We start from the raw sequence: 26,832 nt of genomic DNA, 5'->3' as shown, positions 1-26,832 counted from the left end.
GAAGCGAGCGCGCGGGAGTGTACGATACCGTCGTTACCGTTGAACGCGGCGCCTTCGAGGCCACCGCGTTTTTTTATGCCCCGGCTCCCGCAAGCGTTCATCGCGCCGAGCGACACGGGCATGAAGCCCCACACAGATTCGTTACTTAGGATTCGTTCGATGAGTTCACGCAAGGTCACCGTTCGCCGTTCGGGCGTGCATGGCAAGGGCGTGTTTGCCGTGAAGCCGATCGCCGCCGGCGATAAGGTGATGGAATACAAAGGCGAGCGCATTTCGTGGAAGGAGGCGCTGCGCCGTCATCCGCACAATCCGGACGAACCGAATCACACCTTCTACTTTGCACTCGAGGACGGCCGCGTGATCGACGGCAAGATCGACGGCAACAGCGCGAAGTACATCAATCACTCGTGCGCGCCGAACTGCGAGGCCGAGGAAGTCGAAGGCCGCGTGTTCATCCACGCGCTGCGCGACATCGAGCCGGACGAAGAGCTCAACTACGACTACGGGCTAGTGATCGAAGGGCGCATTACCAAGAAGCTGAAGAAGGAATACGAATGCCGCTGCGGCGCGAAGAAGTGCCGTGGCACCATGCTCGCGCTCAAGAAGAAAAAGTAAGCGCTCGCTTATTTCTCCACGGCAACCGTTGCGGACGTTTCGGCTTGCTGCGTCTTCAGCGGCATCCGCACGATGAAGCGTGCGCCGCCTTCGGGCGCGTCGTCGTAATGCACGCTGCCGCCGTGCAGCGCGACGATGTCGTGCACGATGGCGAGCCCGAGCCCCGCGCCGCCTTCCACGCTCTGACCATCGCCACGGAAGAAGCGTTTGAACAGATCCGGCTGCTGATCTGCCGGGACGCCGGGGCCGTTGTCTTCGATCACCACTTCGCCAAAGCGCGTGCCTTCCTCGTTGTGCCAGTCCGAGACGGTCAGCGTGATGCGCGCGCCTTCGTGGCGAACCGGCGGCACGTACTTGAGCGCGTTGTCGATGAGGTTTGCGAGCACTTCGCGCACGAGCACGACGTTGCCGCGCACCGTCAACGGATGGTCGTTCTCCGGGTCGTCCGTGCGCTGAAAACCGAGATCGACCCGCGCGGCCAGCGCGCGCGGCACCCATTCCGCACCGGTTTCGAACGCCAGTGCGGCGAAGTCGAAGTCCGTGAAGCGCGCCGCCTGTTCGCCCGGCTCGGCGCGCGCCAGCGACAGCAGCTGATTCGACAGCCGCACGGCCCGGTCCGCCGATGCGCGCAGTTCCTTCACCGCTTCAACCGTCTTCGCGGGATCGCGTGAGCTGAGCGCCTGTTCCGCGTGCAGCTTCACGGCCGTCAGCGGCGTGCGCAACTGATGCGCGGCATCGGCAATGAACTTGCGCTGCGCATCGAGCGCTGTTTGCAGGCGCACGAGCAGGCCGTTCATCGCGCTCGTGAGCGGGCGGATCTCGCTCGGCACATGCGATTCGTCGACCGGCTCGAGCGAGACGTGTGTCTGGCGATTGAGCGCGTCGGCGAGGTCGGTGAGCGGGTTCAGCTGCTGATTCACGACGCGCCACACGATCACCCAGCCGGCAAGCAGCAACAGCAGCAGCGGCATCATGATCGCGACCAGAAACTCCACCGCGATGCGATACCGCGATCCCACGCGCTGCGCCACTTCCACGACGATCGGATTGCCGGTCTGCTGCGGCACCCGCACTTGCGCGGCGCGCACGCTGGTGCCCTGATAGTGCGTCTCGAAGACGTACGCGTAATGGATGCGCCGCACGGACGTGCCGGTGAGCGGAAGATCGGGATCGCCGGCTATTTCCTCGTCGCCCGTGCTGATGCGGTAGACGAGCTGCTCGACCGGATCGGAAAACATCGCCTGGGCGAGCGGCGGGACGGTGACGGGGGCATCGACGCCCGCGAGCTGGATTTGCTTTGAGATGGCGGTGGCGAGATCCGCCAGCGAACGATCGACGACGTGCTGCGTGTATTGCCACGCGAGCCAGTACGCCATGAGCCCGGACATCAGCGCGAGCAGCGATAGCGGCGCGGCGAGACGGCGCAGCAGCGTGCGCCGCAGGCTCGGCGGCGCAGGAGGTCGGGTGGGCGTCGATCGCGCCAGATCGAGCCAGTCTTCGCGAGCGAAACGCTGATCGCCCGCGCGCCGGGTGGGAAGTCGCAAAGCGTTTTAGGGCGAAGGCGGGCGATACATCACGCCGCTTGCCGGATCTCCTGAAGCAGATAACCGAAGCCGCGCACCGTCACGATTTCCACGCGCGTGTTCTCGAGCTTCTTGCGCACGCGATGCACGTACACTTCGATGGCCGTATCGCCGAGATCGCCGCCGAAGTGCGTCAGATGATCCTGCAACTGCGCCTTGCTCACGACACGGCCGTGACGCAGCAGCAGCATTTCGAGCACCGCGAATTCGCGCGGCGACAGTTCCAGCGGACGCTCGTCGTTGAAGATGCGGCGATCGACGCCCGACAGGCGCAGGCCGCCCAGCGTGACTTCGGGACGCGGCACGTCGCCGTGGGGACCGCTGCGGCGCATCACGGCGCGAATGCGTGCTTCGAGTTCCTGCGGCTCGAACGGCTTGAGCATGTAGTCGTCCGCGCCGCTGTTGAGCCCTTGCACGCGGTCGTGCAGTTCGTCGCGCGCGGTGAGGATGATGACCGGTGTGTGCCGATTGCCTTGCCGGAAGCGCGAGAGCAGCGTCATGCCGTCGATGCCGGGCAAGCCCAGATCGAGAATGACGAGCTCGTGGCGGTTCTGCGCGAGCGCCTGCTCGGCGAAGATGCCGTCGTGAACCATGTCGACGGTGAAGCCGGATTGCTCCAGGCTGCTTTGGATGCCGCGCGCAATGGGGCGGTCGTCTTCGATCAGGAGGATTCGCATGAAGTCGCTCAGTACATTGGGTTGAATTCGATCCGGCGTTCAGGTCCGCGCGATGCGGCGGGTAGCGCGGGGTCGGGCCGGATCGAAACCGTTACTTCTCATGCGGCGCCGCGCGGCTTGACGTCGAGCGGCGCGGTCGATTGCCGTCTTCAGGCCTTGTGCGCTGCTGATTGTACCGCTTCGAACCCGCACGCCGACCCGCGTCCGAAAGGCGGTATCTTGCACCGTTCACGCAGTTTACGAGCGGTTCAAAATCTGCCTTCATCATTGAAAGATACGCCGGGATTCTGCTTACGTTTGCTTTCGCATCGCCTTGCAATCGTGCGATTCGGCCACGTCTTCGGCGTCGGCGTGCTTTCGCCGGTGTCATGGTTCGTAATACGCGCGTTACCTTGTCGGGCGATGTAAGCCGGTGTTAATCCGCGCGCGGAAGATCATGCGGCGCGTCGGTGATGCAAGCGATGCGCTAAAGTCGCATCTTCATCCGCTTTCGCGCGAATCCGCCTCATGCTGGAACTCGATCATTTCGACCTTGCCCTGCTCGATGTCCTTCAGCGCTTCGGGCGCGCCACCCATCAGCAGCTTGCCGAGCAGGTGCCGCTCTCGGCATCGCAGATCGGGCGGCGCTTGCAGCGGCTGGAAGCGACGGGCGTGATCGAGGGCTATCGCGTGATGCTGCGTCCCGAGAAGCTCGGCCTCGGCGTGACGGCGTTCACGAGCCTGAAGCTCAAGCATCATGGCGACACGGTGATCGAGCAGTTTCAACAGGAGATCGATGCGTTGCCCGAGGTGCTCGAATGTCACGCGACCGTCGGCGATGCGGATTATTTGCTGCGCATTGTCGCGCCCGATCTGAACGCGCTGTCGGGCTTCGTGATGAAGAAGCTGATGCGCGTGCCGGGCGTGGACAGCGTGCGTTCGAACATCGTGTTGACGACGTTCAAGCGCAACGGCCCGTTGCCGCTCGATCACCTCTCCGGCGACGCTTCCTGAGCGGGATTCAGTAAATCCACATAGGCGAGCGGCACCAGATCCGCTTGCGCCACGCCCAGCCGCGCGAACATCTCGTGCGCTTCCTGATGGCCGCCGGCTTCGTCGTCGTCCTGTCCGAGCACGACTTCCAGTTCGACGAAATCGCCCAGGCCGTCCACGCGATCCAGATGAATGCGCGTGCGTCCGACCAGATACACATGCCGCTCCTTGGAGACGATGCCGCGCGTCGTCAGCGCCTGGGCGAGCAGGGTGTGCATGGCTTCCGCGTTGATCACCGGGCTGCGCGAATAGTACGAGACCTTCGGGCCGTCGCGATCGTCGCGCTGATAGAAGATCAGTTCGGATGGCGTGCCGTCGTCGAACTGGCGCAGCTTGAGGCGGCCGGCCGGCACGTCGTAGAAGAAGTCTTGCTGGCGAAAGACGAGCGGCGCGTCGGTGGCGAGCGCGGCCGCGCGTTCCCGGAGTTCGTCGAAACGGTGCGCGCGAGCCTTGATTTCGATGTTGCGTGCCATGAAGGAAGTCTCCGGTGGTGGGCGTCGAAGAGCGTACCAGTCTTATCGTGAACGTTGCGTTACACGGACCACTGAGCGTCGATGAGTTTCAGCGCAGCGGCGATGGCCGGTTCTTCGCGACGTTCGGCGAGCGCGATGAACGATAGCTGCGTTGGCACGGTGACGCCATCGACGATGGTGAGCGCGTGTGCGTGCGCCTGAGCGAGCGCGATGGAATCGCGCGCGAGCGAGAGTCCGACGCCGGACTTCACCAGATCGAGCATCGATGGTTCCTGATCGACTTCGGCGACCTTGACGGGCATTGCGCCGGCTTCGCGGAACACGCGCGACAGCAGCCGGTTGTGCGCGGATTCGGGCGGCGTCCATATCCACGGCAGCTTGGCGAGAGCGGCCCAGCTGCGTTTGCCTTTGTTGACGCGGTTGTGCCATCCGGCGGGCGCGAGCACGTGATAGGAAAACGGCGTGAGCCGGACGACGTGAAAGCGTTCGCCGTCGCGAGTGCCGTCGATGGCGGGATCGCCGATGTAGTAGCCGACATCGAGATCACGGGACTTGACGCGTTCGAGGACCCAGCCGGACATGCCGTGCCGCATGGCCGGTTCGATGCGCGAATAGGTTTCGACGAGTTGCCGCAGGAACCCGCCGAGCCGCAGAAATTCCGGATCGAGGATCGTCCCGATACGCAGGGTTCCGCTGACTTCGTGCCGCAGCGCGGCGGCGGCCCGCTGGACTTCGGAGGCGGCGGCGATGGCGCGCTCGGCGTGGGGCAGGAGTGCTTCCCCGTCGCGGGTGAGGAGGAGACCGTGCGAGGTGCGTTTGAAGAGGACGACCCCGAGCATTTCCTGGAGGTTTTTGATTTGCAGGCTGACTGCGGGCTGCGTGACATGCAATTGGGCGGCGGCCCGCGTGAGATTGCCTTCGCGGGCGACGGTGAGAAAGGCGCGCAGGAGGATGTAGTCCATGAGTGATATTAGCGCGACTTATATTGCGGATGAACAGAACTCATTGGATTAGGGAGAAACGTCGCACTAGTCTTGGTAGATAACGAAGCAAAAAGCACGAGAGGCGATGTGATGCGGCGTCAAGACCGAGAAGCGTAGGCCGACCCGATTGACCGATTGCCCGCATAGCGGGGCGGAGCTGTTTGGTGCTGTGCCATTAGGTTGGAGTGTGCGAGGTGACAGTGGCGCATCGGAAACTGCTATCTCTGCATGGGACCAGGGTCAGACGTTGAAGCGCCAACTCGGGTCGACAGCCAGGAAATTGACTCCCGCCCCGGGAGGGGCGCACGAATAGACCTACACGAATACAAGCTTCACGAGCCAAGAAGCCAGGAGACAAGCATCATGAACGAGAGAAAAGAAGAAGGCGCCTTCGACTACATCATCATAGGTGCGGGCACGGCCGGCTGCGTGCTGGCCAACCGCCTGACGCAAGACCCGGCGATAAACGTCCTGCTGCTGGAAGCAGGCGGCAAGGACGATTACCACTGGATCCACATCCCGGTGGGCTACTTGTACTGCATAGGCAACCCAAGAACCGACTGGCTATACAAGACCCAAAAAGAACCGGGCCTGAACGACAGAGCGCTCTCCTATCCGAGAGGAAAGGTGCTAGGCGGATGCTCATCGATAAACGGCATGATCTACATGCGCGGCCAGCGCGAGGACTACGACGACTGGGCGCACATCACCGGCGATTCGAACTGGTCCTGGGACTCGGTACTTCCGATCTTCAAACGTAGCGAGGACCACTACGCCGGTGAAAACGAATGGCACGGCACGGGCGGCGAATGGCGCGTAGAGAAGCAGCGGCTCAAGTGGAAGATCCTGGAAACCTTCGCGCAGGCCGCGCAGCAAACAGGCATCCCCGCGACGGATGACTTCAATCGCGGCGACAACACCGGCGTCGGCTATTTCGATGTGAACCAGCGCGGCGGCATCCGCTGGAACGCGGCGAAGGCGTTTCTGCGCGAAGCCATGAAGCGCCCCAACCTCACGACGATCACCGGCGCACACACGCAAAAGCTCGTGTTCGATGGCGCACGTTGCGTCGGTGTGGCCTATCGCGGCGGCGACACGGACTTCATCGCGCGTGCGCGTTGCGAAGTCATCCTGAGCGCGGGCGCGGTCAATTCACCGCAGATTCTGGAACTATCGGGCGTCGGCAATGGCGCGCGTCTGCAGCGCCTCGGCATCGATGTGGTGCGTCATCTGCGAGGCGTCGGCGAGAACCTGCAGGATCACTTGCAATTGCGCATGGCGTATAAGGTCAACGGCGCGCGCACGCTCAACACGCTGTCCGCGCGCTGGTGGGGCAAGCTTTTCATCGGCATGCAATACGCGTTGATGCGAAGCGGTCCGATGTCGATGGCGCCATCGCAACTCGGCGCGTTTGCCAGATCGAATCCCGACGATGCATCGATCAAACGTCCCGATGTCCAGTATCACGTGCAGCCGTTATCGCTCGAACGCTTCGGCGAGCCATTGCATCCGTTCAACGCGTTCACGGCATCCGTATGCAATCTGCGGCCGACATCGCGCGGCAGCGTGCATATCGAATCGCCGGACCTTCATGCCGCGCCGTTGATCGCGCCGAATTACCTGTTCACGGATCACGACCGCGAAGTGGCCGTCAACTCGCTGCGTCTCACGCGGCGCATCGTGAGCGCGCCCGCATTGTCGCGTCACGCGCCCGAAGAGATCCTGCCCGGCATCCAGTTCCAGACGCAGGAAGAGCTCGTCGAAGCAGCGGGCAATATCGGCACGACGATTTTTCATCCGGTGGGCACGTGCCGCATGGGCGCCGACAACGATCCCGCCGCGGTCGTCGATAGCCGCCTGCGCGTGATCGGCGTGCGTGGCTTGCGTGTGGTCGATGCATCGGTGATGCCGGTCATCACATCGGGCAACACGAATTCGCCTACGTTGATGATCGCGGAACGCGCGAGCGAGATGATTCGCGAAGACAGGGGCGCGGTGCAAACGCAGGAGGTCATCGCTGCGGCGCTTGCTTGAGCATGAGCGCAATCGAGCAGCACGCAGCGTGCCCTGATTGCGTGCATCGCCCGTCAGATTACTAAGTGCAAATCCCAATGATTGCGCTGCATCATTGGCGCGACAATGGCCCCGGATCAGAGTGATGCTCGGCTTACCTCGTGCCCGCGTTGTGCAGTACGCAATAGCATGAAATAGCAGCACGAAGCGCAGGACGAAGCGAACCGTACCGGAATCGAAACCACGTTCGGGTGCGCGCGGAAAGAACAATAAGGCGCAGGCGAAATCGTCGTTTAGCGCCTCACTTCGCATGGAAGGGGACATGATTCTCGGCGATACCATTCTGGAAACGCGAGGGCTCACCAAAGAATTCAAAGGCTTCACGGCCGTGAATGGCGTCAACCTGCGCGTGCGCCGCGGCTCGATCCATGCGCTCATCGGACCGAACGGCGCAGGCAAGACCACTTGCTTCAATCTGCTCACCAAATTTCTGGAACCGACGGCAGGCCAGATCGTCTTCAATGGCGCCGACATCACGCGCGAACGGCCCGCTCATATCGCACGGCGCGGCATCATTCGTTCGTTTCAGATTTCCGCCGTGTTTCCGCATTTGACCGTGCTGCAGAACGTACGCATCGGCTTGCAGCGGCAACTCGGTACGTCGTTTCAATTCTGGCGCAGCGAACGTTCGCTCGATGCATTGAATGACCGCGCAATGGACCTGCTCACGCAAGTGGGCCTCACCGATTTCGCCGACACGAAAACCGTCGAGCTTTCTTACGGACGCAAGCGCGCGCTCGAGATCGCCACGACGCTTTCGATGGAACCCGAACTCATGCTGCTCGACGAACCGACGCAAGGCATGGGGCACGAAGATGTCGATCGTGTGACGGCGCTCATCAAGAAGGTATCGGCGGGGCGCACCATTCTCATGGTCGAGCACAACATGAACGTGATCGCCGGCATCTCCGACACCATCACCGTCCTTCAGCGCGGCGAAGTGCTCGCCGAAGGCAACTACGCGGAAGTATCGAAGAATCCGCTCGTGATGGAAGCCTACATGGGCAGCGCCGATGCGGCGCTCACTGGAGCGCACGCATGAGCACCATCGTCGAAGAGCGCCGCTCGCGTGAGGCGAACGGCGCAGCGGGTAATGCGCCCGCGCTGGAAATCGCGGGATTGCAGGCGTGGTACGGGGAATCGCACATCCTGCATGGCGTCGACCTGAAGGTGAATCGCGGCGAAGTCGTCACGCTGCTCGGCCGCAACGGCGCGGGCCGCACCACGACGCTGCGCGCCATCATGGGTCTGACGGGCCGGCGCACGGGCTCGATCCGCGTGGGCGGACGCGAGACCATCGGGCTGCCGACGCACAAGATCGCGCATCACGGGGTCGGCTACTGTCCGGAAGAGCGCGGCATTTTCTCGAGCCTGTCGTGCGAAGAGAATTTGCTCTTGCCGCCGCTCGTCGGCAATGCGAAAGAAGCGATGCCGCTCGACGAACTCTATTCGATGTTCCCGAACCTGAAGGAGCGGCGCGCGAGCCAGGGCACGCGTCTGTCGGGTGGCGAGCAGCAGATGCTTGCCGTCGCGCGCAGTCTGCGCACGGGCGCGAACCTGCTTCTGCTCGATGAGATATCGGAGGGACTTGCGCCCGTCATCGTACAGACACTCGCGCGCATGATCCTCATGCTGAAGTCGCGCGGCTACACGATCGTGATGGTCGAACAGAATTTTCGCTTCGCGGCGCCGCTCGCGGATCGCTTCTATGTGATGGAGCATGGAAACATCGTCGAGCATTTCGGCGCGGGGGAACTCGAAGCGAAGATGCCCGTGCTGCATGAACTGCTCGGGGTGTGATGGCAATACGAGCAAGGCCAGCTTGACAGCAAGAACCAAAACTCACGGAGACTGGAATGAAAAAGAAGACCCTCGCGCGCCTCTCTTCTCTTTGCTTTGCGGCTGCGGCGGCGAGTGTGGCGCTGATGAGCAGCGGCGCGCAGGCCGCCGACGCCAATAGCGTCAAGATCGGCTTCGTCACCGACTTGTCGGGGCTTTACGCCGATATCGACGGACAGGGCGGCCTGGAAGCCATCCGCATGGCGATCGCCGATTTCGGCGGTAAGGTGAACGGCAAGCCGATCGAACTCGTGTATGCGGACCATCAGAACAAGGCGGACATCGCGGCATCGCGGGCGCGGGAGTGGATCGACCGTGACGGCGTGAACGTGATCATCGGCGGAACGAATTCGGCCACCGCCCTTTCCACCGCGCAAGTCGCGGCCGAGAAGAAAGTGCCGTACATCAACATCGGCGCGGGCGCGGACAACCTCACGAACGAGCAGTGCTCGCCGTACACCGTCCACTATGCATACGACACGATGGCGCTCGCGAAGGGCACCGGCTCCGCGGTGACGAAGCAGGGCGGCAAGTCGTGGTACTTCCTGACCGCCGACTACGCATTCGGCAAGGCGCTGGAGAAGAACACGTCGGATGTCGTGAAGGCCAACGGCGGGCAAGTGCTCGGAACGGTGCGTCATCCGCTGTCGGCGTCGGACTTCTCGTCGTTCCTGCTGCAGGCGCAGGGATCGAAGGCTCAAGTGCTCGGCCTCGCCAACGCGGGCGGCGACACGATCAATTCGATCAAGGCGGCGAAGGAATTCGGCGTTACCAAGTCGATGAAAATCGCCGCGCTCCTCATCTTCCTGACGGACATTCACAGCCTCGGACTCGAAACGACGCAAGGTCTCGTCGCGACCGATAGCTGGTACTGGAACAAGGACGAAAAGACGCGCGAATGGGCGAAGCGCTACTTCGCGAAGATGAAGAAGATGCCGACGAGTCTGCAGGCCGCCGATTACTCCGCCGTCACGACGTACCTGAAGGCGGTGCAGGCAGCGGGCGGCACGGACAGCGACAAGGTCATGGGCGAGCTGAAGAAGGCGAAGATCGACGACTTCTATGCGAAGGGCTATATCCGCCAGGACGGTTCGATGATCCACGACATGTATCTGATGGAAGTGAAGAAACCTTCGGAATCCAAAGAACCGTGGGACTACTACAAGATCTCGGCGACGATTCCGGGCGAGCAGGCGTTCGCCACCAAGGCTGAATCGCGCTGCGCGGCCTGGAAGTAAGTTCGCGGTGAGAAGACGTGGCGGGCGGCTCGCGGGCCGCCCGTCGCCACAACGATTCTGACGGCAGGTCCAATGGAAATATTCGGCATACCGCTCGCCGCGATGATGAGCCAGTTGCTGCTCGGCCTGGTGAACGGTTCGTTCTACGCGATCCTGAGTCTCGGCCTCGCGGTGATCTTCGGCTTGCTCAACGTCATCAATTTCGCGCACGGCGCGCTATTCATGCTGGGCGCGATGCTCGCGTGGATGGGCTATTCGTACTTCAACGTTCCTTATTGGGCGATGCTCGTGCTCGCGCCCGTCATCGTCGGCGTGCTGGGCGTCGTCATCGAACGTTCGATGCTGCGCTGGCTCTACAAGCTCGATCATCTCTACGGCTTGCTGCTCACGTTCGGACTCACGCTCGTGATCGAAGGCGTGTTCCGTTCCATCTACGGCTCGTCGGGGCAGCCGTACGACGTGCCGTCGCTCCTGTCCGGCGCGACGAATCTCGGCTTCATGTTCCTGCCGAACTATCGCGCATGGGTGGTCGTCGCGTCGCTGATCGTGTGCTTCGCGACGTGGTTCGTCATCGAGAAGACGCGCATCGGCGCGTATTTGCGGGCCGGCACGGAGAACCCGAAGCTCGTCGAGGCGTTCGGCGTCAACGTGCCGCTGATGATCACGCTGACCTACGGCTTCGGCGTCGCGCTCGCGGCGTTCGCGGGCGTGCTGGCCGCGCCGGTCATTCAGGTATCGCCGCTGATGGGGCAGTCGATGATCATCACCGTGTTCGCCGTCGTGGTGATCGGCGGGATGGGCTCGATCATGGGCTCCATTCTCACGGGCTTGCTGCTCGGCGTGATCGAAGGCTTCACGCGCGTGTTCTATCCGGAAGCGTCGGCGACGGTCGTCTTCGTCATCATGGCGCTCGTGCTGCTCGTGCGTCCGGCAGGACTCTTCGGCAAGGAAAAATGATGCAGAGAAAAGCGCTATACGTGCTGTTGCTGATCGCCCTGGTCATCGCGCCGTTCGCGGGCGTGTATCCGGTCTTCATGATGAAGGTGCTGTGCTTCGCGCTGTTCGCGGCGGCGTTCAACCTGCTGATCGGCTATACGGGACTGCTTTCGTTCGGGCACGCGATGTTCCTGTCGAGCGCGGGCTACACGGCCGGTTATGCGATCCAGACGCTCGGTTTCACGCCGGAGCTGGGCGTGCTCGTGGGCACGGCGGTCGCGACGCTCCTCGGCGTGGTCGTCGGGCTGCTCGCCATTCGCCGTCAGGGCATCTACTTCGCGATGGTCACGCTCGCGCTGGCGCAGATGGTTTATTTCGTCTTCCTGCAAGCGCCGTTCACGCACGGCGAAGATGGACTGCAAGGCGTGCCGCGCGGCAAGCTGTTCGGCATCGTCAACCTGAGCAACGATGTGACGCTGTACTACATCGTGCTGCTGGTGATGCTGCTCGCGTTCGCGCTCATCGTGCGCATCGTGCATTCGCCGTTCGGGCAGGTGCTGATCGCGATCAAGGAGAACGAGCCGCGGGCCGTATCGCTCGGCTACGACACCGCGCGCTACAAGCTGCTCGCGTTCGTGCTGTCGGCGGGGCTCGCGGGCCTCGCGGGCGCCACGAAGACGCTCGTGCTCGGCTTCGAAACGCTCGGCGATGCCTACTGGACCATGTCCGGCCTCGTCGTGCTGATGACGCTCGTCGGCGGCATGAGCACGATGTTCGGACCGCTGCTCGGCGCGGCGATCATCGTGGCGCTCGAAGACCGGCTCGGTGATATCGGCACGGGTATCGCCAATCTCACGGGCGTCGCGTGGTTCAATTCACTCGGCGAATCGGTGACGATCGTGACCGGCGTGATCTTCATTGCGTGCGTGCTGGCGTTCCGGCGCGGCATCGTGGGGGAGATCGTCGCCCGGGTCCGGCCGTTACAGGGATAACGCAATTTAGTTTGAATTCCGAACGAAGGAGCCAAACGTAAAGCGCCTGCTTCACGGCAATATGCGCGCCCCTTTGAGGTGCTTGCATGCACCACTAGGGTAAATGCTAGGTTGTCGTGAAATGGTCACGACATTACTATCCTTCCTAGTTCTGTTGCACCCGAATTTTTGAGGTGGAGAACGAGGAGACATGAGGCACAAAGTGCCCAAATCGAAAGCGCTGTTGGATGACTCCAACAGCGCTTTTTTATTTGTCCGCCGATAATAACGCACGCCGATTGCGATTTACCAGACAGATAATCCCGGCAGGAAATTCCACAGCACGGCGGGGCGTGCGCTGGGCCTCACGAGAAGCGCCGCCAGTCCTTCAAAACGCTTGCTGGGCGGCGCCCGGCTCCGCTAAACTGCATTTCCCGACCCGCTGGTCGGCGATTCGCAACATAAATAAATCCGCGGACTTCGAAGCATCAGATCCATCCGGCAAGACTTCAATTCGAACTGACGATTCACGGGGTGCAAATCAATGAAGTGGGCGTTACGCGGTAAAGCGGCCGTTATGGCCATTGCGGGAATGACAGCGGTTTTCAGCACGCAGGTTTGGGCGGACGTGAAAATAGGCGTGACGGTATCGGCGACAGGGCCGGCTGCATCGCTCGGTATTCCGGAGAAGAACACCATCGCGTTATTGCCGAAAGAAGTCGCGGGGCAAAAGGTGCAATACATCGTGCTCGACGACGCCACGGATTCCACGCAAGCCGTGAAGAACGCGCGCAAGCTCACGAGCGAAGATCGTGTCGATGCGCTCATCGGTTCCACTGTCGTGCCCAACTCACTCGCGATGATCGACATCGCCGCCGAAACCGGCACCCCGATGATCTCGATGGCCGCCGCGGCCAGCATCGTCGAACCGATGGACAGCAAGCGCGCGTGGGTCTACAAGACGCCGCAGAACGACATCCTCATGGCCACGGCCATCGCGCAACACATGGCCAATCATGGCGTGAAGACGGTCGCCTTTATCGGCTTCTCGGATGCGTATGGCGAGAGCTGGTTCAAGGAGTTCTCGAAGGCGGCGGATCTGGCGAAGGTGAAGGTCGTCGCGAACGAGCGCTTCGCGCGCAACGATGCTTCGGTGACGGGCCAGGTCCTGAAGATGATGTCGCAGAACGCCGATGCCGTATTGATCGCCGGCGCGGGAACGCCGGCCGCGCTGCCGCAAAAGACGCTTAAAGAGCGCGGGTACAAGGGCAAGGTTTATCAGACGCACGGCGTCGCCAATAACGATTTCCTCCGCGTATGCGGCAGGGATTGCGAGAACACGTTCCTGCCGGCGGGGCCGTTGCTCGTCGCTGAACAGTTGCCCGACAGCAATCCGGTGAAGCAGGCTGCGCTCACCTACAAGAAAGCGTATGAAGGCGCGTATGGCGCAGGTTCCGTCTCGACATTCGGCGGTCACGCGTGGGACGCGGGCCTCATTCTTCAACGGACGATACCCATCGCGTTGAAGAAGGGCCAGCCGGGCACGCCCGCGTTCCGCGAGGCGTTGCGCGCGGCCATCGAGGAAACGAAGAATCTGCCCGCGTCGCACGGCATCTTCAACATGAGCGCGAACGATCACTCCGGGCTCGATCAGCGGGCGCGCGTGATGGTCGAAATCGTCGGCGGCAAGTGGAAGCTGTCGGCCAACTGAACGTCAACATGTGAATCGATTCCGACATCAAAGGCGCGTTGCAACGAACGCGCCTTTTTTGTTGTGCCGAAGTAGAAAGATGAAGGCGCAAAGCCTCGCGGATGAACTGGGCGACTGTCGTCGACGGTCAGGGAAAACGAGCCTAGGCATGGTGTAACGCGGTAAATAGATTGAGTGCGCCTCTGATAGGCCGCATCGATAAATACTCGCAGCAGCACAGTCGCGTTTGGAGACGAGCAATGAAAACGAAGAAAGCATGGGTTAGCAAAAGCGCCGCGCTTGCCATCGCCGGCAGCGCGTTTTTCAGCACGGGCGCGGTATTCGCGCAGGTGAAGATCGGCGTGACTTTGTCGGCGACGGGACCGGCGGCATCGCTTGGGATTCCCGAGAAAAATACCATCGCGCTGTTGCCGAAGGAAATCGGCGGCAAGTCGGTGCAATACATCGTGCTCGACGACGGCTCCGACACGAGCCGCGCCGTGCAGAACACGCGCAAGCTGATCGACGAAGATCACGTCGACGCGATCATCGGCTCGACGGTCACGCCGAATTCGCTCGCGATGATCGATCCCGCATCGAGCGCAAGGACGCCGATGATCTCGATGGCCGCGTCCGCCGCGATCATCTCGCCGATGGACAGCAAGCGCGCGTGGGTGTTCAAGACGCCGCAGAACGACGCCCTCATGGCCGACGCCATCGCGGGCTACATGGAGAAGCACGGCGTGAAGACCGTGGGCTTCATCGGCTTCGCGGACGCCTACGGCGACGGCTGGTACAACGTCTTCAACGCGGCGGCCTCGGCACACAAGCTGAAGATCGTCACGAACGAGCGCTATAACCGCACGGATACGTCCGTCACGGGTCAGGTGCTCAAAACGATGGGCGCGAACCCGGATGCCGTGCTGATCGCGGGCGCGGGCACGCCATCGGCATTGCCGGCGAAGGCGCTGAAGGAGCGCGGCTACAAGGGCAAGGTCTATCAGACGCACGGCGTCGCGAATAACGACTTCCTGCGCGTGTGCGGCAAGGACTGCGAAGGCGAGATTCTGCCCGCGGGTCCCGTGCTCGTCACCGAACAACTGCCGGACAGCAATCCGGTGAAGAAGTCGTCGGCGGCGTACAAGGACGCTTATGAGAAGGCTAACGGCGCGGGTTCGCTGTCGACGTTCGGCGGTCACGCATGGGATGCCGGCCAGATGCTCGCACGCGCGATCCCCGAAGCGCTGAAGAAGGCGCAGCCCGGCACGCCCGAGTTCCGCGAAGCGCTGCGCGCCGCGCTCGAGAATCTGAAGGACTTGCCCGTCGCGCACGGCATCATGAATACGACGCCGAACGATCACAACGGCTTCGACGATCGCGCGCGCGTGATGGTGCAGATCGTCGATGGCAAGTGGAAGCTGCTGAACGACTGATCGACGCAGGACGCAGCGGTTCCTGAGCGTCCTCGTCTCCGATTTTCAAGATAGGGAAGCGGCGCGCCGGTGGTGCGCCGCTTTTCCCATGTTCCACGGACGCTGACCGTCCGCAGATTTTCAGTAGCTCAAAAGAGGAAGTATGGACTTATCGATTGCGGCGATTCTCGCGCAAGACGGCATCACCACGGGAGCGATCTACGCCTTGCTCGCGCTCGCGCTGGTGCTCGTGTTCTCGGTGACACGCGTCATCTTTATTCCGCAGGGCGAATTCGTCGCGTATGGCGCGCTCACGCTTGCTGCGCTTCAGACCCAGAAGCTGCCCGCGACGTGCTTTCTGCTCATCGCGATGGGCGCGGGCTGTTTCGTCGCGGAAGGCGTCTCGATCGTGCGGCATCCGGGGCGCTATCACCAGATCGGGCGCCTGCTCGCCGTGCTGGCGGCGAAGTATCTGTTGTTTCCCGTCGCTGTGTGGGGCGTCACGCAGGCCGTATTCGCGCAGCCGCTGCCGATGGTCGCGCAGATCGCGCTTACGCTGCTCATCGTCGTGCCGATGGGGCCGTTCGTCTATCGGCTCGCGTATGAGCCGATTGCGGAGGCGAGCACGCTGCTGCTCCTGATCGTCGCGGTGGCCGTCCACTTTGCGATGGTCGGCCTCGGGCTTGTCATGTTCGGCGCAGAAGGCTCGCGCACGACCGCGTTCTCCGATGCCAACTTCAACATCGGCAGCGTGTCGATCTCCGGGCAAAGTCTGTGGGTCGTCGGCACGGCCGTCGTGCTGATCGCGGCGCTGTATTTTTACTTCGACCGCTCGATTTCCGGCAAGGCGCTGCGCGCGACGTCGGTGAATCGGCTGGGGGCGAGGCTCGTCGGCATCGGAACGACGCAGGCGGGGCGGCTGGCCTTTACGCTGGCGGCCGGCCTCGGCGCACTGTGCGGGGTTCTTGTCGCCCCGATCACGACCATCTATTACGACTCGGGCTTTCTGATCGGCCTCAAGGGCTTCGTCGGGGCGATTGTCGGCGGGCTGGTGAGCTATCCGCTGGCGGCCGCGGGATCGCTGCTGGTCGGCCTGCTGGAGTCGTATTCGTCGTTCTGGGCGAGTGCTTACAAAGAGGTCATCGTCTTCACGCTGATCATTCCGGTGCTGCTGTGGCGAAGCCTGGCGAGCCCGCATTCGGACGAAGACGAGGAGTAATCCGATGACATTCCTACATCGATATCGATTCTTCTGGCTGTTTCTCGTCGTCGTGTTCGCGCTGCCCGTTCTGCCCGGCGCGGTCGCCGTGCCGGAGTACTGGATCACGCTGCTGAACTACATCGGCCTGTATTCCATCGTGGCGATCGGGCTCGTGCTGCTGACGGGCATCGGCGGGATGACGAGCTTCGGACAGGCGGCCTTCGTCGGCGTGGGCGCATACGCGACCGCATTCCTGACGACGCGTTACGGCGTCTCGCCGTGGCTTGCGTTGATTGCGGGCGTCGTGCTGACGGCGTTCATCGCGCTGCTGCTCGGCCTCATCACGATGCGGCTGTCCGGGCACTTCCTGCCGCTCGGGACCATTGCGTGGGGGCTCTCGCTGTTCTACCTCTTCGGAAACATGGAGTTGCTCGGCAAATACGACGGCATCAACGGCATTCCGGTGTTGAATCTGTTCGGCTGGCAGCTCGAATCGGGGCGAAGCATTTACTACCTGATTTGGGTCGTCGTGCTGCTGGCGGTCGTATCTGTTCAGAATTTGCTTAATAGTCGGCCGGGCCGTGCGATCCGCGCGCTGCGTGGCGGCGGGATCATGGCCGAGGCAATGGGCGTCAACACCGCGTGGATGCGCGTCGTCATCTTTATTTATGCAGCAGTTCTCGCGGCGATTTCCGGCTTCCTCTACGCGCATCTGCAGCGTGCCGTGAATCCGACGCCCTTCGGGCTGAATCACGGCATCGAGTTTCTGTTCATGGCGGTGGTCGGCGGTGTCTCGCATGTCTGGGGTGCGATTCTCGGCGCGACGATTCTCACCGTATTGCAGGACTACCTGCAGACGCTGCTGCCAAAGCTGATCGGTGCGAATGGCAATTTCGAGATCATCGTCTTCGGCGTCGTGATGGTGCTGCTGCTGCAGTATGCACGGCAGGGCGTCTGGCCATTCGTCGCGCGGCTGTTCCCGCGCGGCCCGCGCGCGCACGTGCCTGAGCATGGCGAGGCGTTGCCGCAGCGCAGCAAACCGGCGGCAGGCGAACCGCTTCTTATCGTCGATAAGGCGCGCAAGCAGTTCGGCGGCCTCGTCGCGGTCAACGATGTAAGTTTCGATGTGAGGGCCGGCGAGATTATCGGTCTCATCGGGCCGAACGGTGCGGGCAAGTCGACGACCTTCAACCTCGTTACGGGGGTTCTCCAGGCGACAGCCGGAGCGATCACTTTTCACGGTGAACGGATCGACAAGCTGACATCGCGTCAGATCGTGAAGCGCGGCATTGGAAGGACATTCCAGCACGTCAAGATGCTGCCGGGGATGAGCGTGCTCGAGAACGTCGCAATCGGTGCGCACCTGCGGGGGAACACCGGGGTGTGGCGAAGCATTGCCCGCCTCAATGCGGCGGAGGAAGCGCGACTGATGGCCGAAGCTGCGAAGCAGATCGCGCGAGTCGGACTTGAGAAACATCTGTACAGCGAGGCGGGCAGCCTGGCGCTCGGTCAGCAACGCATTCTCGAAATCGCGCGTGCGCTCTGCTGCGACCCGACGTTATTGCTGCTGGACGAGCCGGCGGCAGGGCTTCGTTATCAGGAGAAGCAGCAACTCGCCGACTTGCTTCGTAAATTGCGCGCGGAAGGAATGAGCATCCTGCTCGTCGAACACGACATGGACTTCGTAATGAATCTGACTGATCGGCTCGTCGTAATGGAATTCGGGACGAAGATCGCCGAAGGCTTGCCGCAAGAGGTGCAGAAAGACCCTGCGGTTCTCGAAGCGTATCTGGGCGGAGTGGAATGATGAGCGAACCGATTCTCGAAGTCAGCGGTCTGTCCGTGCGATACGGAAAGGTCGAAGCGTTGCACGACGCCAAGCTGACGGTTGGGGCGGGGCAGATCGTCTCGGTCATCGGCCCGAACGGTGCGGGCAAATCGACGCTGCTCAATGCCATCATGGGCGCGCTGCCGCAGACCGGCCATGCGAAGGGCGTCGTCCGTTACGTCGGTGACGATGTGTCGGCCCTTGCGATAGAGCGGCGCGTTGCGCGTGGCATGTGCCTGGTCCCGGAGAAGCGCGAGCTGTTCTCGTCGATGGCGGTCGAGGACAATCTCGTTTTGGGGGCCTATCGGCGCAAGCGGGCCGGGGAACGTAACTATCTGGATCAACTCGACCGCGTCTTCGATACCTTTCCGCGTCTCAAGGAGCGCCGCAAGCAGGCGGCCGGCACCTTGTCCGGAGGCGAACGGCAAATGCTGGCGGTCGGTCGCGCGCTGATGGGAAAGCCGCAACTCCTCATGCTCGATGAGCCGAGTCTTGGTTTGGCGCCGCTGATTGTGAAGGAGATATTTCACATCATCAGCGCGCTCAGGCAGACCGGTGTCGCGACGTTACTGATCGAACAGAATGCGCGCGCAGCGCTGCAAATCTCGGACTACGGGTACGTGCTCGAGACGGGGGAATTTGCGCTCGAGGGCAGGGCAGCGGAGCTGCAGCACAATCCACAGGTCATCGAGACGTATCTCGGACTGGCGAAGAAGGCAATCTAAGCCCCTTCTCACCCGAGCGATGGCGTGTTTCACGTGAAACACGCCATTTTTTCGCCCGCACAAAGCGATGAGATTCGAGCCGAAGCGGAACCCGATATAATCCTGCGATATTCCATCTTCAGGTTCGTGTCGTTCGCACACGAAATCCCAATGCTTTATCCCACAGAATTCGATGTGATCGTCGTCGGTGGCGGTCACGCAGGCACCGAGGCGGCCCTGGCGTCCGCGCGCATGGGCTGCAAGACGCTGCTTTTGACTCATAACATCGAGACGCTCGGCCAGATGAGTTGCAATCCGTCCATCGGCGGCATTGGCAAAGGTCATCTCGTTAAGGAAGTCGATGCGCTGGGCGGCGCCATGGCGGCCGCGACGGACGAATCGGGCATCCAGTTCCGGATACTCAACTCCTCGAAGGGCCCGGCAGTGCGAGCCACGCGCGCGCAGGCTGACCGACTGCTCTATAAGCACGCGATTCGTCATCGGCTCGAAAATCAGCCAAACCTCTGGCTATTCCAACAGGCCGTTGACGATCTCATGGTCGAAGGGGACCGCGTCGTTGGCGCTGTCACACAGGTCGGACTCCGTTTCAGAGCGCGCGCGGTCGTGCTGACGGCGGGGACATTCCTCGATGGCAAGATCCACGTCGGCCTCAACAATTACGTCGGCGGGCGCGCGGGCGATCCGGCCGCCGTGTCGCTGTCGGCGCGGCTCAAGGAACTCAAGCTCCCGCAAGGCCGTTTGAAAACCGGTACGCCGCCGCGTATCGATGGGCGCACCATCGACTTCTCGGTGTTGGAGGAGCAACCGGGAGACCTCGATCCGATCCCGGTATTCTCGTTCCTCGGGCGCGTTGGACAGCATCCGCGCCAAATGCCGTGCTGGGTCACGCATACGAACGCCCAGACGCACGACATCATTCGCTCGGGGCTTGACCGCTCGCCGATGTACACCGGCGTCATCGAGGGGGTCGGCCCGCGCTATTGCCCGTCGATCGAGGACAAGATTCATCGCTTCGCTTCGAAGGACGCGCATCAGATCTTCCTTGAACCGGAGGGGCTTACGACGAACGAGTTCTATCCGAACGGTATTTCCACAAGCCTTCCGTTCGATGTTCAACTCGATCTCGTGCGCTCGATGCGGGGTCTCGAACACGCGCACATCCTGCGTCCGGGCTACGCGATCGAATACGATTATTTCGACCCTAGGGCGTTGAAGGCATCGCTGGAAACGAAAGCCATAAGCGGTTTGTTCTTCGCCGGCCAAATCAATGGAACGACGGGGTACGAGGAGGCGGCGGCGCAGGGGCTTCTCGCGGGCATCAATGCAGGCCTGCAGGTGCAAGGGAAGGAAGCATGGTCGCCGCGTCGCGATCAGGCTTACCTCGGCGTGCTGGTCGATGACCTCGTGACGCGGGGCGTGTCCGAGCCTTACCGCATGTTCACGAGCCGCGCGGAGTATCGTCTGTCGCTGCGCGAAGATAATGCCGACATGCGCTTGACCGAGATTGGGCGGGAACTTGGCGTTATCGACGACGTGCGTTGGGACGCATTCAGCCGAAAGCGCGATGCTGTTTCACGTGAAACAGAGCGGCTGCGTTCGACATGGGTAAATCCCAAGACGCTGTCGGCTGAAAATGCGACCGCTCTGCTCGGCAAGCCGATCGATCACGAGTACAGTCTTGCCGATCTTCTGCGTCGCCCTGGCGTGTCCTACGACGGAATCTGCGCACTGCGAGACGGCCAATGCGCGCCTGAAGCGCCACTCGCTGACGATTCCGTGCTCCTCGCACAGATCAAGGAGCAGATCGAAATCGGGGTGAAGTATCAGGGCTATATCGACCGGCAAGCAGATGAGATTGTTCGAAACGGCGCGCAGGAGAACACGCGCTTGCCCGAAGGAATCGACTACGCCGAAGTGCGCGGGCTGTCCTTCGAGGCGCGGCAGAAACTGACGCAGCATCGCCCGGAAACGATTGGTCAGGCATCGCGTATTTCCGGGATCACGCCCGCAGCCATTTCCCTGCTGATGGTGCACCTGAAGCGTGGCCTTGGCCGACGAGGCAGAAACGCCGACGATGCATCTGCAACGAGCACGACGGCGGCCCAATGACCGACCTTGCAAGCATGCTGGACGACGGCGCTTCGCAATTGGGCATCGCGCTGTCGACAGGGCAGAAGCAGCAACTGCTCGACTATGTCGCACTGCTGGCCAAGTGGAACGCTGTCTACAATCTGACGGCAATCCGCGATCCGAAGCAGATGATGATTCAACACATTCTGGATTCGCTGGCGATCGTCCCGGCGATTCAGCGACGCAATGCCTCGACGGTCCTCGACGTAGGCTCGGGCGGTGGCTTGCCGGGCATTGTCATCGCGATCGCGCTGCCGAATGTTCGCGTGACGCTGAACGATATCGTCCACAAGAAGACCGCTTTCCAGTCGCAGGCGAAGGCGCACTTGAGCCTCGTTAATCTTTCCGTCGTGACAGGGCGCGTCGAAAGCCTGACTCCAGGCGTCGAGATACCGGGAAAATTCGACGCAATTGTGTCGCGTGCATTCGCAGAACTCGCGGATTTCGTTACACTTTGCCGTCATCTGGTCGCGGACAACGGTCGCATCCTTGCGATGAAAGGTATCAGGCCGGACGCGGAAATCGCACGCTTGCCGGTCGGAGCGACCGTGGCCGGCATCGAACGATTGACGGTGCCGAAGCTGGACGCCGAACGGCATCTCGTCGAAGTCGCGTTCGACGCCTAAGCGGCCGCAACGACTCAGCCATGCTGATCTTCTGACAGCGAAGTAACGAGGACACTAACGATGGCAAAAATCTTCTGCGTCGCAAATCAGAAGGGCGGCGTTGGAAAAACCACGACCGCAGTCAACCTCGCGGCGAGCCTCGTCGGGCTCAAACAACGCGTCTTGCTGATCGACCTTGACCCGCAGGGCAACGCGACGATGGGCAGCGGCGTCGATAAGGCCGCGTGCGAGAACACGGTGTATGAGGTGCTCGTCGACGGCGTCACCATCCGCGAAGCGCGCGTGCGGCCCGAGGCGGTTGGCTATGATGTGCTGCCGGCCAATCGGGAATTGGCAGGCGCCGAAGTCGAACTGGTCGCGATGGAGAATCGCGAACGCATTCTCCGTGCTGCCATCGACGACATAGTTCGGGACTATGATTTCGTACTGATCGATTGTCCTCCGGCGCTGTCGCTGTTGACGCTGAACGCGCTGTGCGCCGCACACGGCGTCGTCATCCCTATGCAATGCGAATATTTCGCGCTGGAAGGCTTGTCCGACCTCGTCAACACAATTAAACAAATTCACGCGAACCTGAACCGTGACCTGAAGGTGATCGGCTTGTTGCGCGTGATGTTCGACCCGCGAATCACGCTGCAGCAACAGGTTTCAGATCAACTGAAGGCGCATTTCGGCGACAAGGTTTTTGATGTCGTCATCCCGCGCAACGTGCGTCTTGCCGAGGCGCCAAGTTACGGGCTGCCGGGCGTCGTGTTCGACAAGTCATCGCGCGGCGCGCAGGCGTATATCCAGTTCGGCACTGAAATGATCGAGCGCGTCCGCGCGCTGCAACCCCATTCGATGCGGCAGGAAACGCCGACGGAGGAACCGAAATGAGCGCAGTGATGAAGAAGAAGGGTCTCGGCCGCGGCCTGGACGCGTTGCTCGGCGGTAGCGTGGATATCACGGAAGCCGTGCGCGGCGAGGGCACGCCGACGGTGTTGTCGCTCGATAAGCTGCAAGCCGGCAAGTATCAGCCCCGTACGCGCATGGATGAAGGCGCGTTGCAGGAGCTTGCGGCGAGTATCCGCGCGCAGGGTCTGATGCAGCCGATTCTCGTGCGTTCGGTTGCCGATCAGCAGTATGAAATCATCGCCGGCGAGCGCCGGTTCCGCGCAGCGCGCCTCGCCGGGCTCGAGGAAGTGCCGGTGCTCGTGAAGAACGTGCCCGACCAGGCGGCCGCCGCGATGGCGCTGATCGAGAACATTCAGCGCGAGGACTTGAATCCGCTGGAAGAGGCGCAGGGCATCCAACGCCTGCTCGATGAGTTCACCTTCACGCACGAGCAGGCAGCCGAAGCGGTCGGGCGCTCGCGCAGTGCAGTGTCGAACCTGCTGCGCCTTCTGAATCTCGCAACGCCGGTCCAGACGATGCTGCTGGCCGGCGATCTCGACATGGGCCACGCGCGCGCGCTGCTCGCCGTGGATGCCGCGACGCAGATTCAGCTCGCGAATCACGTCGTGAACCGGCGTCTGTCGGTGCGTGAAACCGAGCGCCTCGTCGCGGCGACGCTCAAGCAGACGCCCGCCACGAAAGCGCGTCCTGCCAGCGACGGCGGCCGCGATACGCGACGCCTCGAAGAAGAGCTGTCGGATATCCTGGCAGCCAGCGTCAAGATCAAGCTTGGCGGCAGGGGCCGGGGAAAGGTCACGATCGATTTCGGCAACCTCGACGCACTCGAAGGCATTCTGACGAAGCTGCGCGGTAGCAGCGTCGAAACGCCGACGACGGCGGTCTGACCGCGCGCGCGACCTTGTCCGAATACAACGCAAAGGGCGCGCCGCCCGATGTGCTGACGCGCGTCTGGAAAACCGTTTGCAAAGAGCCGGTTCTCACGATTCTCGTTGCGGCGCTCGTCGTGCTGCAGGTCTCGCGTCCGCGCTCCTGGTCGTCGCTGCCGGGCCTCGTCGACTGGCAGACGGTGCTGACGCTCGCGGGACTGCTCATTCTTACGAAGGCAATCGAATACTCAGGATTCCTGATGTGGGCGGCGCATCGCCTCGTGCATCACATCCACGGAGAGAGGGGGCTCGCGCTGTTTCTCGTCGCGCTGGCGGCCGCGTTATCTACGGTGCTGACGAACGACGTCGCGCTGTTCGCCGTCGTGCCGCTTGCGTTGTCGCTCAACAAACTTGCGCCGCTGCCCATGAAGCGGCTCGTAATCGTAATCGCGCTGGCCGTTAATGCGGGGTCGATTCTCACACCGCTTGGGAATCCTCAGAATCTCTTCCTCTGGCAAACGAGCGGCGTGTCGTTCGGCGCGTTTGTATGGGCGCTCTTGCCGCTATGTGCGGCGCTGATGGCGCTGCTCGCCGTAATGACGTTCGCGATGTTTCGCGCCACGCCGCTCGACCTTTCGGGCGATGTTGAAGCGCATTCCGTCGACCGCGTGCTTTGCGGCGTCAGCGCAGTGGCGTTTGCGGCCTTCGTCGCGCTCGCGGACGCGCATCACGCGGGACCCGGACTTGCCGCGGTCGCCATCGGCTTCCTGTTGTGGCGACGTGAGATCGTCTTGAAGATCGACTGGCTGCTGCTGCTCATCTTCGTGCTGATGTTCATCGTGCTTCGGAGCGCGGCGGCGTTGCCATCGGTTCACGACGCAATCGCGCATATGGGCATCGATTCGCCCGCGCGCGCGTTCGCTGCCGGCGCGGTGTTATCGCAAGGCATCAGCAACGTGCCGGCGGCGATCGTGCTCGCCGAGTTTTCGAAGGATTGGCGGGCACTCGCCTTCGGCGTGAGCGTCGGCGGATTCGGCATCGCGATCGGCTCGCTCGCGAATCTCATCGCCGTGCGACTGTCCGGCGAAAAGGCGATGTGGATGCGCTTCCACGCAGTCTCCATTCCGTTCTGGATCGCCGCCGCCGCAATTGGATGGCTCCTCGTCTGATGCCATCCGCGCATCGGACGGAATCTGAAAATCTGCTTGCAGTCACAAGAAAAATCTCGGTTTCGAGACCATTTTTTAGGCTTCGTCTGCTTGGCTTTTGACACACCTAAACTATTGAATCCGTGACAACAATCGCTTACAATCCCCCGGATTTATCAGCTAGGCCACCTCGAAAGCGCGACGAAAGCGCAAGGTGATTTCCCGGACTTTCGGTTCTCTCGGTTGAGGGCTCGGAGACGGCGCGAGAGTGAATCGCGCGCGAGTCTCGAGCAAAACGCGAAGCAAATGCGCGAACGAAACATGCAAGCCAGCGCTCGCTCGACCGGCGACAGCAACGCCACCGGAAATCAGCCGCGAAGTTCGTTGGAGGACTCGTGGGAGGCCGAAGCGCAAGATAACAATATCGTTCCGCTCACGCGGGATCAGGCAGAAAAGCTGTTTGGACCCGAAGTGAGTCGTCCATCGCGTGTCACGCCGTTCAAGGTCGTGGCAGCGCAAATGGTTTTGTCCCTGGGTGCGACGCTGCTGTGGTGGCTGTTTTACAAGCCACCGGGGGATGCTGCGCTGTCCGCCTTCATGGGAGGGGCGATCTGCTGGCTGCCTGCCGCGTTGTTCGCGGCGCGCCTGCAAGCGAAGACGGGTGCCGAGACGATCATGAGCTGGATGGTCGGCGAAGCAATCAAGATGGGTGCGACGATTGCTATGTTCGTCGCGGTCGCGTTCTGGTACAAGAATGCGCTGTGGCTACCGCTGCTCGTCACGTACATCGTCGCGTTAAAGACGTACTGGATTGCAATGGCGCTGCGTTGATGCGGCGCCTGGCCGGAACATGACCCCCCAGGTAAGTGCGGGGCGGCTGACCGGCAACTAGCATGAGACAAGTGCGGAGGGTGTTCCGCACACGGGCCTTCCGCCTGGAGCCGCAACGCGAAGCGGCGGCTCGGAGCGGCTGGCGTCGAAAGATTTTTGACAATTTGGGTGGCTTTAACGATATGGCAGCTAGCGAAGGAACGCACGCTCTGGATCCGTCCGAGTACATTGCGCACCACTTGCAGAATCTTTCCACGCACCACCAGACGTCGATTTTCGACATCCACGTCTGGAATCTGGACACGCTGTTCTGGTCCATTCTGTGTGGCCTTTTGACCATCATCATCCTCGGCCTCGCGGCGCGTAAGGCGACGTCCGGTGTACCCGGCCGCTTCCAGTGCGCTATCGAAATGCTCGTGGAGATGGTGGAAGATCAGTCGAAGTCGATGATCCACGGCAACCGCCGCTTCATCGCGCCGCTCGCGCTGACCGTGTTCGTCTGGGTCGCCCTGATGAACTCGCTCGACTTCATCCCGGTGGACCTGCCTGGCCGCGTTATCGGCTGGCTCGGTCTCGAAAACGTCCTGCCCCACCACCGCATCGTTCCGACGGCTGACCTCAACGGCACCATCGGCATCGCGCTGGGCGTCTTCATTCTGATGATCTACTACAACTTCAAGATCAAGGGCGCCGGCGGCTTCGTGCACGAACTGCTGTCCGCTCCGTTCGGCGCGCATCCGGTCTTGTGGATTCCGAACCTCGCGCTGAACATCATCGAGTTCGTGGCCAAGACAGTGTCGCTCGGCATGCGGCTGTTCGGCAACATGTACGCCGGCGAACTGCTGTTCCTGCTCATCGCGTTGCTCGGCAGCATGTGGCACTTCAGCGCGGACGCCTCCGTACTTGGCTTTATCGGCCACGTGGCCGCGGGTACGATCTGGGCGATTTTCCACATCCTGATCGTGTTTCTGCAGGCTTTCATCTTCATGATGCTGACGCTGGTGTATATCGGCCAGGCTCATGACACGCATTAACGCGACACTGCCGCAGTTCGGAATCGC

The 26,832-nt window shown here is 62.0% G+C and carries 24 protein-coding genes; 20 read left to right on the top strand and 4 right to left on the bottom strand.

Annotated elements, in window-relative coordinates; translation table 11 throughout:
- The first annotated feature begins 120 nt into the window (after window positions 1–120).
- Window positions 121–615, top strand: coding sequence for an SET domain-containing protein-lysine N-methyltransferase (locus P9255_RS18940; RefSeq protein ID WP_309763719.1), 495 nt, complete (start codon window positions 121–123; stop codon window positions 613–615).
- Window positions 616–623: 8 nt separating this feature from the next.
- Here the strand turns inward: P9255_RS18940 and P9255_RS18935 are convergent, their stop codons facing one another.
- Together P9255_RS18935 and P9255_RS18930 are read right to left on the bottom strand one after the other, a co-directional pair.
- On the bottom strand, window positions 624–2,099 hold the full coding sequence (locus tag P9255_RS18935; RefSeq protein ID WP_404980443.1) for a sensor histidine kinase: 1,476 nt from the start codon (window positions 2,097–2,099) through the stop codon (window positions 624–626).
- Between the two features lie 89 nt (window positions 2,100–2,188).
- A complete protein-coding gene (locus tag P9255_RS18930; RefSeq protein WP_035962098.1) occupies window positions 2,189–2,875 on the bottom strand; it encodes a response regulator transcription factor in 687 nt (228 codons plus the stop codon).
- 507 nt (window positions 2,876–3,382) lie between these two features.
- Here P9255_RS18930 and P9255_RS18925 point away from each other — a divergent pair.
- A complete protein-coding gene (locus P9255_RS18925; protein ID WP_309763721.1) occupies window positions 3,383–3,868 on the top strand; it encodes an Lrp/AsnC family transcriptional regulator in 486 nt (161 codons plus the stop codon).
- Here the strand turns inward: P9255_RS18925 and P9255_RS18920 are convergent.
- Entirely contained in the window at window positions 3,844–4,380 is a 537-nt protein-coding gene (locus P9255_RS18920) for a class IV adenylate cyclase (RefSeq protein WP_309763722.1), read from the bottom strand. The genes P9255_RS18925 and P9255_RS18920 overlap by 25 nt on opposite strands.
- A 59-nt stretch (window positions 4,381–4,439) precedes the next feature.
- Window positions 4,440–5,342, bottom strand: a complete 903-nt coding sequence (locus tag P9255_RS18915; RefSeq protein WP_309790267.1) for a LysR family transcriptional regulator — start codon at window positions 5,340–5,342, stop codon at window positions 4,440–4,442.
- A 384-nt stretch (window positions 5,343–5,726) separates the two neighbouring features.
- Here P9255_RS18915 and P9255_RS18910 point away from each other — a divergent pair, with 384 nt between their 5' ends.
- From P9255_RS18910 to atpB, 18 genes are all read left to right on the top strand, one after another.
- Window positions 5,727–7,397, top strand: a complete 1,671-nt coding sequence (locus tag P9255_RS18910) for a GMC family oxidoreductase N-terminal domain-containing protein (RefSeq protein WP_309790266.1) — start codon at window positions 5,727–5,729, stop codon at window positions 7,395–7,397.
- Window positions 7,398–7,698: 301 nt separating this feature from the next.
- Window positions 7,699–8,478 carry an ABC transporter ATP-binding protein gene (locus P9255_RS18905; protein WP_244793775.1) on the top strand — a complete coding sequence of 260 codons (780 nt, stop codon included), beginning with the start codon at window positions 7,699–7,701 and terminating at the stop codon, window positions 8,476–8,478.
- Window positions 8,475–9,236, top strand: coding sequence for an ABC transporter ATP-binding protein (locus P9255_RS18900; protein ID WP_309790265.1), 762 nt, complete (start codon window positions 8,475–8,477; stop codon window positions 9,234–9,236). The genes P9255_RS18905 and P9255_RS18900 overlap by 4 nt, the downstream gene beginning before the upstream one ends.
- 56 nt (window positions 9,237–9,292) lie before the next feature.
- The gene (locus P9255_RS18895; protein ID WP_309763726.1) at window positions 9,293–10,513 is read left to right on the top strand and encodes an ABC transporter substrate-binding protein; all 1,221 of its coding nucleotides are present in this window, start codon (window positions 9,293–9,295) and stop codon (window positions 10,511–10,513) included.
- A 72-nt stretch (window positions 10,514–10,585) separates the two neighbouring features.
- Window positions 10,586–11,470: a branched-chain amino acid ABC transporter permease gene (locus P9255_RS18890; RefSeq protein ID WP_309763727.1), complete on the top strand. Its 885-nt coding sequence runs from the start codon at window positions 10,586–10,588 to the stop codon at window positions 11,468–11,470.
- On the top strand, window positions 11,470–12,441 hold the full coding sequence (locus tag P9255_RS18885) for a branched-chain amino acid ABC transporter permease (protein ID WP_309765378.1): 972 nt from the start codon (window positions 11,470–11,472) through the stop codon (window positions 12,439–12,441). Before P9255_RS18890 ends, P9255_RS18885 begins: the two co-directional genes overlap by 1 nt.
- 523 nt (window positions 12,442–12,964) lie before the next feature.
- Window positions 12,965–14,131, top strand: a complete 1,167-nt coding sequence (locus tag P9255_RS18880; RefSeq protein WP_309790264.1) for an ABC transporter substrate-binding protein — start codon at window positions 12,965–12,967, stop codon at window positions 14,129–14,131.
- 239 nt (window positions 14,132–14,370) lie between these two features.
- Window positions 14,371–15,543 (top strand): ABC transporter substrate-binding protein, encoded by a 1,173-nt coding sequence (locus tag P9255_RS18875; RefSeq protein ID WP_309763729.1) that lies wholly within the window; start codon window positions 14,371–14,373, stop codon window positions 15,541–15,543.
- A 142-nt stretch (window positions 15,544–15,685) separates the two neighbouring features.
- Window positions 15,686–16,741, top strand: a complete 1,056-nt coding sequence (locus P9255_RS18870; RefSeq protein ID WP_309763730.1) for a branched-chain amino acid ABC transporter permease — start codon at window positions 15,686–15,688, stop codon at window positions 16,739–16,741.
- Window positions 16,742–16,745: 4 nt separating this feature from the next.
- Window positions 16,746–18,530: a branched-chain amino acid ABC transporter ATP-binding protein/permease gene (locus P9255_RS18865; protein ID WP_309790263.1), complete on the top strand. Its 1,785-nt coding sequence runs from the start codon at window positions 16,746–16,748 to the stop codon at window positions 18,528–18,530.
- On the top strand, window positions 18,527–19,276 hold the full coding sequence (locus tag P9255_RS18860; RefSeq protein WP_309790262.1) for an ABC transporter ATP-binding protein: 750 nt from the start codon (window positions 18,527–18,529) through the stop codon (window positions 19,274–19,276). Before P9255_RS18865 ends, P9255_RS18860 begins: the two co-directional genes overlap by 4 nt.
- Before the next feature lie 150 nt (window positions 19,277–19,426).
- On the top strand, window positions 19,427–21,385 hold the full coding sequence (mnmG, locus tag P9255_RS18855) for a tRNA uridine-5-carboxymethylaminomethyl(34) synthesis enzyme MnmG (protein ID WP_309790778.1): 1,959 nt from the start codon (window positions 19,427–19,429) through the stop codon (window positions 21,383–21,385).
- Window positions 21,382–22,032: a 16S rRNA (guanine(527)-N(7))-methyltransferase RsmG gene (gene rsmG / locus P9255_RS18850; RefSeq protein WP_309763734.1), complete on the top strand. Its 651-nt coding sequence runs from the start codon at window positions 21,382–21,384 to the stop codon at window positions 22,030–22,032. Before mnmG ends, rsmG begins: the two co-directional genes overlap by 4 nt.
- A gap of 60 nt (window positions 22,033–22,092) precedes the next feature.
- Complete coding sequence (locus P9255_RS18845) at window positions 22,093–22,908, top strand: ParA family protein (RefSeq protein WP_309763735.1); 816 nt, start codon at window positions 22,093–22,095, stop codon at window positions 22,906–22,908.
- Window positions 22,905–23,810, top strand: a complete 906-nt coding sequence (locus tag P9255_RS18840) for a ParB/RepB/Spo0J family partition protein (protein WP_309763736.1) — start codon at window positions 22,905–22,907, stop codon at window positions 23,808–23,810. The genes P9255_RS18845 and P9255_RS18840 overlap by 4 nt, the downstream gene beginning before the upstream one ends.
- A gap of 50 nt (window positions 23,811–23,860) precedes the next feature.
- Complete coding sequence (locus P9255_RS18835) at window positions 23,861–24,961, top strand: SLC13 family permease (protein WP_309790777.1); 1,101 nt, start codon at window positions 23,861–23,863, stop codon at window positions 24,959–24,961.
- A gap of 285 nt (window positions 24,962–25,246) precedes the next feature.
- Window positions 25,247–25,771, top strand: coding sequence for an ATP synthase subunit I (locus P9255_RS18830; protein WP_309763737.1), 525 nt, complete (start codon window positions 25,247–25,249; stop codon window positions 25,769–25,771).
- A gap of 182 nt (window positions 25,772–25,953) precedes the next feature.
- Window positions 25,954–26,805 (top strand): F0F1 ATP synthase subunit A, encoded by an 852-nt coding sequence (atpB, locus tag P9255_RS18825; protein ID WP_309765381.1) that lies wholly within the window; start codon window positions 25,954–25,956, stop codon window positions 26,803–26,805.
- Window positions 26,806–26,832 lie beyond the last annotated feature (27 nt).

It is taken from the genome of Caballeronia sp. LZ019 (genome assembly GCF_031450825.1).
GTDB lineage: Bacteria > Pseudomonadota > Gammaproteobacteria > Burkholderiales > Burkholderiaceae > Caballeronia.
This window is presented reverse-complemented; position numbering and strand designations above follow the sequence as displayed.

Coding starts and splice junctions, on each gene's coding strand:
- P9255_RS18940 (WP_309763719.1), top strand. CDS start 121: ATGAAGCCCCACACAGATTCGTTACTTAGGATTCGTTCGATGAGTTCA.
- P9255_RS18930 (WP_035962098.1), bottom strand. CDS start 2,875: ATGCGAATCCTCCTGATCGAAGACGACCGCCCCATTGCGCGCGGCATC.
- P9255_RS18925 (WP_309763721.1), top strand. CDS start 3,383: ATGCTGGAACTCGATCATTTCGACCTTGCCCTGCTCGATGTCCTTCAG.
- P9255_RS18920 (WP_309763722.1), bottom strand. CDS start 4,380: ATGGCACGCAACATCGAAATCAAGGCTCGCGCGCACCGTTTCGACGAA.
- P9255_RS18915 (WP_309790267.1), bottom strand. CDS start 5,342: ATGGACTACATCCTCCTGCGCGCCTTTCTCACCGTCGCCCGCGAAGGC.
- P9255_RS18910 (WP_309790266.1), top strand. CDS start 5,727: ATGAACGAGAGAAAAGAAGAAGGCGCCTTCGACTACATCATCATAGGT.
- P9255_RS18905 (WP_244793775.1), top strand. CDS start 7,699: ATGATTCTCGGCGATACCATTCTGGAAACGCGAGGGCTCACCAAAGAA.
- P9255_RS18900 (WP_309790265.1), top strand. CDS start 8,475: ATGAGCACCATCGTCGAAGAGCGCCGCTCGCGTGAGGCGAACGGCGCA.
- P9255_RS18895 (WP_309763726.1), top strand. CDS start 9,293: ATGAAAAAGAAGACCCTCGCGCGCCTCTCTTCTCTTTGCTTTGCGGCT.
- P9255_RS18890 (WP_309763727.1), top strand. CDS start 10,586: ATGGAAATATTCGGCATACCGCTCGCCGCGATGATGAGCCAGTTGCTG.
- P9255_RS18885 (WP_309765378.1), top strand. CDS start 11,470: ATGCAGAGAAAAGCGCTATACGTGCTGTTGCTGATCGCCCTGGTCATC.
- P9255_RS18880 (WP_309790264.1), top strand. CDS start 12,965: ATGAAGTGGGCGTTACGCGGTAAAGCGGCCGTTATGGCCATTGCGGGA.
- P9255_RS18875 (WP_309763729.1), top strand. CDS start 14,371: ATGAAAACGAAGAAAGCATGGGTTAGCAAAAGCGCCGCGCTTGCCATC.
- P9255_RS18870 (WP_309763730.1), top strand. CDS start 15,686: ATGGACTTATCGATTGCGGCGATTCTCGCGCAAGACGGCATCACCACG.
- P9255_RS18865 (WP_309790263.1), top strand. CDS start 16,746: ATGACATTCCTACATCGATATCGATTCTTCTGGCTGTTTCTCGTCGTC.
- P9255_RS18860 (WP_309790262.1), top strand. CDS start 18,527: ATGATGAGCGAACCGATTCTCGAAGTCAGCGGTCTGTCCGTGCGATAC.
- mnmG (WP_309790778.1), top strand. CDS start 19,427: ATGCTTTATCCCACAGAATTCGATGTGATCGTCGTCGGTGGCGGTCAC.
- rsmG (WP_309763734.1), top strand. CDS start 21,382: ATGACCGACCTTGCAAGCATGCTGGACGACGGCGCTTCGCAATTGGGC.
- P9255_RS18845 (WP_309763735.1), top strand. CDS start 22,093: ATGGCAAAAATCTTCTGCGTCGCAAATCAGAAGGGCGGCGTTGGAAAA.
- P9255_RS18840 (WP_309763736.1), top strand. CDS start 22,905: ATGAGCGCAGTGATGAAGAAGAAGGGTCTCGGCCGCGGCCTGGACGCG.
- P9255_RS18830 (WP_309763737.1), top strand. CDS start 25,247: ATGCGCGAACGAAACATGCAAGCCAGCGCTCGCTCGACCGGCGACAGC.
- atpB (WP_309765381.1), top strand. CDS start 25,954: ATGGCAGCTAGCGAAGGAACGCACGCTCTGGATCCGTCCGAGTACATT.